The sequence below is a fragment of the Streptosporangium sp. NPDC006013 genome (assembly GCF_040614275.1).
Lineage (GTDB): Bacteria > Actinomycetota > Actinomycetes > Streptosporangiales > Streptosporangiaceae > Streptosporangium.
In genome coordinates this window covers 21,025-29,161 of the sequence record NZ_JBEXUE010000074.1, presented here as the reverse complement: position 1 = coordinate 29,161, position 8,137 = coordinate 21,025, and the positions used below count along the sequence as shown (strand labels likewise).

The following is an 8,137-nucleotide window of genomic DNA, read 5'->3' as shown; positions in this document are numbered from 1 at the left end:
TGCACCTGGTGATCGCCACATAGAGCCGGCGCGGCCCCGCGGGCCCCTGGTCGGCGATGGCGGCGGGTTCGACCACCACGACGTGGTCGAACTCCAGGCCCCTGGCCATGGTCGCGGGCAGCACGCTCACCGGCGGTACGTCGTCCGCCGTGACGGTTCCCTGCAGCGCCGCGACCTTCCGCTCCAGTTCCTCCAGCAGCGCGGTGCCGTCGGGGGCGATCAGCGCGACCGACCGCGACCGCTCCAGGTCGGCCGTGGCGAGATCCAGCGCCCGCGCGAGGGCCTCGTCCGCCAACCGCTCGGGTCCGGTGCGCGCGATCGTCAGCGAGGTCTCGTCGGCGGGGCGTACCGACATCGGGACCGTGGTGGACAGGGACACGGCCCTGGCCAGCGGCGCCGCGAACCGCATGACCTCGTCGGGGACCCGGTAGCCCACGGCCAGCTCGGCCAGGTGCCAGCCGTCGCGCCCGCTCAGGATTCCGGCGAGCCGTCCCCACACGTCGTACTGGCGGGCGCCGGTGGTCTGGGCGAGGTCGCCGAGCACGGTCATCGAACCGCCGGGGCAGCGGCGGGCGATGGAGCGCGCCTGCATGGGGGTGAGATCCTGGGCCTCGTCCACCACGATGTGCCGGTAGCGGCGTGGCTCGTCCCCGGACAACAGGTGGCGCAGCTCCTCAAGGCAGACGAGGTCGTCGAGAGTCCAGGGCTCCTCGGAGGCACGGCTCACCCGGGGGCGCAGCACCGCCTCCCGCTCCTGTTCGGTCAGCACGCCGGGAGCCGCCGCGTGGATCGCGTCCGGGTCGTTCAACGTCCTGCGCAGGATGGTCTCGGCGTTGAGCGCGGGCCACATCGCGTTGATCAGGGAGGCCACCCGGCCGTGCTTCTCGATCCCGGACCGCAGGGCGCCGTCCGGGCGCTGCCCGGGAAGCGCCTTGGCGTACCTGCTCAGCAGGCGGTCGACGAACGTGTCGACGAACTTGCGGCGGCGGACCAGGTAGGGGCCGCTGGAGTCGCGCGCCTCGACGGCGAGCGCCTCGATCTCGGTGCCGGGAAGCGTCAGCGCGGCTCCCCGGTACGGGGTGCTGAAGACGTCGTCGCTGATGTGCGAGGCCGGTGCCTCGGGCCGGATGCCGCTCTCGACGACGCGGCGCAGCACCTCGGCCATCCGCTCGTCCGACTTGACCAGGTGCGCCGCGGGAGTGTCGACGGCGCGGACCTCGCCGTCCCAGAGCCGTGCCACCTCCACCGTCGCCACCCCCCGGCTGCCGAGCCTCGGCAGGACCTGGCTGACGTAGCGCAGGAACCCCCGGTGCGGTCCGATCACCAGGACGTCGTCCGGGGTGAGCCCCCGGTTCGTCGGGTCCAGCAGCCAGACGACGCGGTGCAGGCCGACCGCGGTCTTGCCGGTCCCCGGGCCACCCTGCACGACCAGCACCCCCGGCCGTCCGTCGGAGACCAGGTCCAGCTGGTCTCGCTGGATGGTCTCCACGATGTCGCGCATCAGCCCGTCGCGGGCCCGGTCGAGGTCGGCGAGGAGGAAGGCGTCGGCGTTCTCGCCGGGCGGCTCCTCGGTGGGGGAGACGGCCTCGGGGACCTCCTGGAGCCTGCGGTTCGCGACCCGGGGCCGGATGTCGTCGAGGTAGTCGGTCACCGTGCGCCCGTGCAGGCGCAGCTTGCGGCGGAGCCGGATCTCGCCGGGGCGGGAGGCGCGGGCCTTCATCCAGCGGACCGCCTGCTCGGTGGTCCAGCTGATCACGACGAGATCGCCCTCGGCGTCGCGGACCGCGCGGCGTCCGATGCGCCAGGTCTCCCGGCCGTCCGGGTCGTCGGCGACGTCGACGCGCATGAAGACGAGAGGTTGCTCGCCGAGGTCGTCCTCCACCCCGAACTCGGGGGGCACGTCCGGGACGAAGGGGAGGCCGGTGTCGGGGTGCTCCTGGCCGTGCGTGCTCCTGACCCGGTCGGCGCCGAGCCGTCTGCGCTCGACGCAGTCGTACGCGTGGTCGACGGCGCGCTGCTCCTCGGCGATCACGGCGATGCGCTCCTCGTGCGGGATCACCAGGGCACGGATGCCCGCGCCCGTCCCGCTCGTCCGGTCGCCACTCGCCGCTCCGGCGGCGCGGTCACCACTGGCCGCCAGGGCGGCGGGGTTGCCGCCCCGGGTCAGGGTGGCACGGTCGACGCTGCCCATGTTTCCTCCGAGGTCGGTGCCCGGCGGCACTGCTGGACTGGGGGTTTCCCTCGACGGGACGCGCGGCCCGAACCGGACCGGAGCGAGGGGACTCCGCTCGGTAATCCGATCGAGTGTGCGCCGCGTCACACTCATGGACCGTAGACCATCTTTCAGGAAATGTGAACTGAACGCACAAAGATTTTTTATGTGAACCTAAGTCCTGAGTGTGGTCTTCGCGGTGGACTCCTTTCGGGAGGGCATCCCCGGCCAGGCGCCGGTGGCGTACGGACACCGGTTGTGCGGCGTCCACCCGCGAAACGACCGTGGTCGTCCACCGCCGAGTCGCTCAGCCGCGTGGCAGCCGCCGGAGAGTTACTTTGAAATCATGACGAACTCCTCAATGCAGGACACGCGGTCGCGTCGATACTGGGACAGGCAGGCCGACTCGTACGACCGGCGGATGGAGTTCGTCGAGCGCCGCTTCTTCGCCGGCAGCCGTCCGTGGCTGTGCGGGCAGGCGTCCGGCGACACCCTGGAGGTGGCGGTCGGCACCGGCATGAACCTCGCCCACTACTCAGGAGACGTCCGGCTGACCGGGGTGGAGTGGAGCGCCGCCATGCTCGCGGTGGCCCGGCACCGGGCCGAGACTCTCGGCCGGGCGGCCGACCTGCGGCAGGGCGACGCGCGCGCACTGACCTTTCCCGGCGAGCGCTTCGACACGGTCGTCTGCACGTTCTCACTCTGCGGCATCTCCGACGAGCGGGCGGCGCTGGAGGAGATGGCCCGGGTGCTCAAACCGGGCGGCCTGCTGCTCCTGGCCGACCACGTGGCCTCGTCGTCCTGGCCGTTGCGAACGGGGCAGCGGCTGGTCGACCTCTTCAGCGTGCCGGCGGCCGGCGAGCACTACTGCCGCCGGCCCCTGATCGGGGTGCGCGAGATGGGATTCGCGGTGGAGCGGCACGAGCGTTTCAAGCTCGGCACCATCGAGCGGTTCGCGGCCAGGAAGCCGGCCGCCGGGTAGCGGCCTTTCGCCCGGATGTGGCGGCGGGCCGGGCTCAGCCCGCCGGCCTACCGGCGGCGGTTCGGGACGGATGCCGAGCCGGCCCCGGTGGGATGAGCTCCTCGGTCAGTTGGTACGGGTGTTGGGGAGGTGCTCGCCCAGGTAGCCGATCCAGATCTTGCCGGTGGTGCCGGCGGAGTCGTCGTGGAAGTACATCCGAGGGGCCGGGTATCCGACGGACCGGAGCTTGATGTGCGACTCCATCAGGATCTGCCCGCTCGGATGCACCTCGGGCGGGACGGCGAACCTGCGGGGGGCGCTGAACTTGGAACGGGTGACCACGCTCTTCGACTCGCGCATGGAGAGCATCCCGGTGGGGATGGTGCGGCGACCGGGAGAGTCACCGGCGCACCAGTCGTAGAAGCCGCCCGCGAACCTCCCGCTGGACCGCGCCCCCGCGAAGTCGTCCAGGGCACGCAGCGCGTCCCATGCCTTCGCCGCCCAGGTACGGCACTGGATGTGATGCTCCAGGTCCAGCCGGGCGGCGGCGCCGTCGGTGTCGCCGACACCGATGTGATGCAGGCTCTCGCGGGCCTTGGCCAGAACCTCGACCAGGCCGCCGGGTTCGAACACCGGATCGTCCTCGGTCACCCCGTACACCGGCTGGCCCGCCTCGGCGAGCCTGCGCTCCAGCCAGCGGACCCGCTCGGCGAGCTTCCTGGCGCTCGTGACGGCCTCGGCGTACTCCTCGTTGAGCAACCGGTGCTCGTCGCGGAGGTTCTTCTCCGCCTCGGTGGCAGGCCCGTCGCCGCGCCGTTCCGCGACGATGTCACGCAGGCCGGAAAGGTGCGCGCCGAGCACGCGGATCTCACGGAGCACCTGGCCGGAGTCGCCCGCGATCTGCGACGAGGTGGCGAGTCCCAGCGCCGTCTCCAACTCCCCGCGCAGTTCTTTGACCACCAGGTCCGCGACACTCTGGGCGATCTCCGCCGCGGCGGAGACCGGCCCGGTTTCCACGGTCCCCCCGGCCGCCCCCGCAGTGGCCTCCGCAGTGGCCTCCGCAGTGGCCTCTGCTGGGGCCTCCGCGGGGGTGACGGTTTCGGCTTTCGGGACGGTAGGACGCCTGGTCATGGCCATCATCCGCTGCCGCATCTCCTCACGGGCGAAATCGACCTTCGAGGGCCGGGGGGCGGCGGCGTCGGCGATCTCGCCCAGTTCGGCCCGTCCGGCGAGTACGCGGTGGACGACATCGAGCGTGCGCCGCACGTCGTCGGGGACCTTGCGATGTGCGGTCTCACCGATCGTCCCGTCGACGATCCGGTCGAGGGCGGCGGCGCCCCGGCCGCGGATCGCGGCGTCGCCCATGGGCGGGTGCCGGCGGGGATAGTGCTCCCTGGCGGGATCGAAGGGGGCGAAGTAGGTGCGGATCGCTCCGCCGAACACGCCCAGCTCCGGGCCCATCGCCTCGTTGAACCGGTCCTGGGCGCGCAGGTCGGCCAGTCGTACGACCAGGCCCGCGCCGGCGACGCCGTCGGCCAGATGATCGGCACGCTCCCGCGCCACCTCGGGGTCGCGAGGGTCTGAGGAGATGACCAGTATCGGTACCCGGCGCCGGGGCTCGGTCATCACGGAGACGAACCGCTGCACGTCGTCCTCGGTGAGGAGCACCGCGGCGCCCTCCACCTGGACGGCGCCGTCACTGATTCGCGCGGTGTTCAGGTACGCCGGAAGGAAACCCGGTGCCTTCACCATCGCCGGTTCCGGTTGCTGTTCGGCTCCCTGTTTCCCGCGCTGCTTCGCGCTCCGTCTCCCGGTCCGCTCCGGTTCCCGCCTCGCGGCCGGGTCAGGTCCCCCGTGCTGCTCCACGGTGACGACCACCCATCCGGTCATGTTCGGCGTCGATTCGGTGTAGGTCACCCGGGTCCGCAGGTGCCCCTGCCCGTACGGCTCGTCCAGCGTGTAACGGCCGCAGTCGCCGCGCCGCTCCATCACCAGCCGGGCCCCGCCGGCCTCGGCCTCGTCCTTCACCACCGCGGCGCTCGGCGGCGGGAACCCCTTCCGTACGACCCAGTCGGAGAAGCTGCGGCGCAGCCGGATCGAGATCGGAGGGGTGGGGTCGCGCAGCACCGCCTGATATAACCGCGTCACATTCGACGTCATGATCACGACACCTTCATCAACATCGGGGAGTACGGCTCGCGTCCGGTGAATGGACGTCGGCGCGTACGAGGTTGGATGTCAGCGAGGCCCGAAGGTTCCCGCAGGTGCGCATAGTGCGGCATGAACGCTTATTTGGGAGGGGGTTCCGCAATATCGGTGGTTAATAGGGTGGTATTGGGTGCTTTGGCGATGCGGAACCTCCGTCCGTCACGGATCCGGCCGTTTCCCCTCGCCGGACACCGCCGGTCCGGGTACCGGTGGAAGGGAACGCGGTTCGTGTCCAGTCTCACGGAACCGGATTTCGGCATCCTGGCCGTCCCCGATGATCTCGGTCAGGGTTTCCAGGAGTACCAAGTCCAGGTTCCCGGTGCTGGCCGCCCGCCGCACGAGCTCGAGGTCCCGGGCGCTGACCGTCCTATCCGTACACACAAGAGCGTGGGTTCCCCCATGATCGAGGAGAACCCGCGCTCTTGTGTACGGCCGAGGGTACGGCGGTCCGCTGGGTTGTCACGCTGTATCGGAGTGCTCCTCCAGTTGGGGCGCCGTCGTCGATCCGCGCGATGTGAGCGCCGGTGTTCAGTCCTGGGTGGGGAAGCCGAGGTTGAGGCCGCCGTGGCTCGGGTCGAGCCAGCGGGAGGTCACCACCTTGCCTCGGGTGAAGAAGTGCACGCCCTCGGCGCCGTGCGCGTGGGAGTCGCCGAACAGCGACTGCTTCCAGCCGCCGAAGGAGTAGTAGGCCATCGGTACCGGAATCGGCACGTTGATCCCGACCATGCCGACCTCGACCTCGTTCTGGAAGCGCCGGGCCGCGCCGCCGTCGTTGGTGAAGATCGCGGTGCCGTTGCCGTACGGGTTGCCGTTCACCAGTCGCAGTGCTGCGTCGTACGTCGGCACCCGCAGTACGGAGAGCACCGGCCCGAAGATCTCGTCGGTGTAGAGCGACATCTCCGGGGTGACCCGGTCGAACAGCGTCGGGCCGAGCCAGAAGCCCCGCTCGTCGCCGTCGATCTCCTGCTTGCGACCGTCCACCACGAGGTCCGCGCCTACCTCGACGCCCGCGTCGAGGTAGGACGCCACCCGGTCGCGATGTGCCAGGGTGACCAGCGGTCCCATGTCGCAACCGCGTCGGCCGTCGCCGATCCGCAGCCGCGCCATCCGCTCGGTGATCTTGGCGATCAGCGCGTCGGCCACCGGCTCGACGACCACCAGCGCGGAGATCGCCATGCACCGCTCTCCGGCCGAGCCGAAGCCGGCGTTGATCGCGGCGTCGGCGACCAGGTCGAGGTCGGCGTCGGGGAGCACCACCATGTGGTTCTTCGCGCCGCCGAGTGCCTGGACCCGCTTGCCGGCCTGGGTGCCCCGCTCGTAGACGTATTTCGCGATCGGCGTCGACCCCACGAACGAGACGGCCTTGACCTCGGGGTGCTCCAGCAGCCGGTCCACCGCCACCTTGTCGCCGTGCACGACGTTGAGCACGCCGTCGGGCAGCCCCGCCTCGCTCCACAGCGCGGCCATGAAGTTCGCCGCGCCGGGGTTCTTCTCACTGGGCTTGAGCACGACCGCGTTGCCGGCCGCGATGGCGACGGGCAGGAACCACATCGGCACCATGGCCGGGAAGTTGAACGGGGAGATCACAGCCACGACGCCGAGCGGCTGGCGGATCGAGTACGAGTCGACCCTGGTCGAGACGTTCTCCGAGAAACCGCCCTTGAGCAGGTGCGGGATGCCGCAGGCGAACTCCACCACCTCAAGCCCCCGGGTCACCTCGCCCAGGGCGTCGTCGAGGACCTTCCCGTGCTCGGCGGTGATGATCGCGGCCAGTTCCTCCTTACGGGAGTTGAGTAGCTCACGGAAGGCGAACAGCACCTGGGTACGCCTGGTCAGCGACACGTCGCGCCAGCCTTGGAAGGCGTTCGCCGCTGAGGCGACGGCCTCGTCCACCTCGGCGGGGGCGGCGAGGTCGACGTGCCCCGTCACCTGGCCGGTGGCGGGGTCGAACACCTCGCCGGTGCGCTCACCGGTACCGGCCCACGGCCTGCCGTCGATCCAGTGAATCGTGTGCGTCATTTCCGCTCTCCGTGGGTGGTGTGGTTCGCACGCTTCTTGCGAGTACCGAAGATCCTGCCGAAGGTCCGGCGGACCCAGTCGGCGATGAGGGATCCCAGCAGTGGCATCACCCTCAGCGACTCCTCCTCGGCGGGAGCCGAGCGGGCCGGAGCGGGACGGGCCGGAGCGGCGTGGGCCGGAGTCGGGCGGGTGGGAGCCTGCTGGGCGGCGGGTGCGCTCTCCGCGGTGAGCGGGCCGGGGGCGTCCGCCGCCGGAGGAGCCGCGGCGGTCGGCTCGGCGGTCGCGACCGACTCCAGGATGGCCTGCTCGATCCGCTGGGAGGTCTGGGCCACCATCCGGTTGCCGACCTGCTCGATCACGCCCTTGCCCATGGTGGCGACGCGACCGGTGAGGGCGAGCTCGGTGCTCACGGTGACGCGCGATCCGCCTGCCGCGGGGACCACCGACATCGTGGCGTTGGCGCGGACCGATCCGGCGGTGCCGCTCTCCTCGCCCTCCGCCTCGATCGTGGCGACCCTGGTGACCGGATCCGCCGACAGGATGCGGGCGATGCCGCCGTACTTCACGGTGACCGGACCGACCTTGACCTTCAGGGTGCCCCGGTAGGTGCTCTCGTCCAGCGCTTCCTGCAGGCTCACGCCCGGTACGCAGGTCGCCACCCGGTTCACGTCCATCAGGTAGGCGAAGGCCACATCCGGCTCCGCCATAATATCGAAACTGTGTTCGAGGTTCATGGT

At 70.9% G+C, this 8,137-nt stretch carries 4 protein-coding genes and 1 pseudogene; 1 reads left to right on the top strand and 4 read right to left on the bottom strand.

Annotated elements, in window-relative coordinates; genetic code table 11:
* Window positions 1–2,191, bottom strand: a pseudogene (locus ABZ260_RS14420) (DNA/RNA helicase); the annotation flags it as partial.
* Window positions 2,192–2,558: 367 nt separating this feature from the next.
* On the opposite strand from ABZ260_RS14420, the gene ABZ260_RS14415 reads away from it, so the two are divergent.
* Window positions 2,559–3,194 carry a class I SAM-dependent methyltransferase gene (locus ABZ260_RS14415; RefSeq protein WP_355616834.1) on the top strand — a complete coding sequence of 212 codons (636 nt, stop codon included), beginning with the start codon at window positions 2,559–2,561 and terminating at the stop codon, window positions 3,192–3,194.
* A gap of 105 nt (window positions 3,195–3,299) precedes the next feature.
* On the opposite strand, the gene ABZ260_RS14410 is transcribed toward ABZ260_RS14415, so the two are convergent.
* From ABZ260_RS14410 to ABZ260_RS14400, 3 genes are all read right to left on the bottom strand, one after another.
* Entirely contained in the window at window positions 3,300–5,333 is a 2,034-nt protein-coding gene (locus ABZ260_RS14410) for a hypothetical protein (RefSeq protein ID WP_355616832.1), read from the bottom strand.
* Window positions 5,334–5,909: 576 nt separating this feature from the next.
* On the bottom strand, window positions 5,910–7,400 hold the full coding sequence (locus ABZ260_RS14405; RefSeq protein ID WP_355616830.1) for a CoA-acylating methylmalonate-semialdehyde dehydrogenase: 1,491 nt from the start codon (window positions 7,398–7,400) through the stop codon (window positions 5,910–5,912).
* A complete protein-coding gene (locus tag ABZ260_RS14400) occupies window positions 7,397–8,134 on the bottom strand; it encodes an SRPBCC family protein (RefSeq protein ID WP_355616828.1) in 738 nt (245 codons plus the stop codon). Before ABZ260_RS14400 ends, ABZ260_RS14405 begins: the two co-directional genes overlap by 4 nt.
* Window positions 8,135–8,137 lie beyond the last annotated feature (3 nt).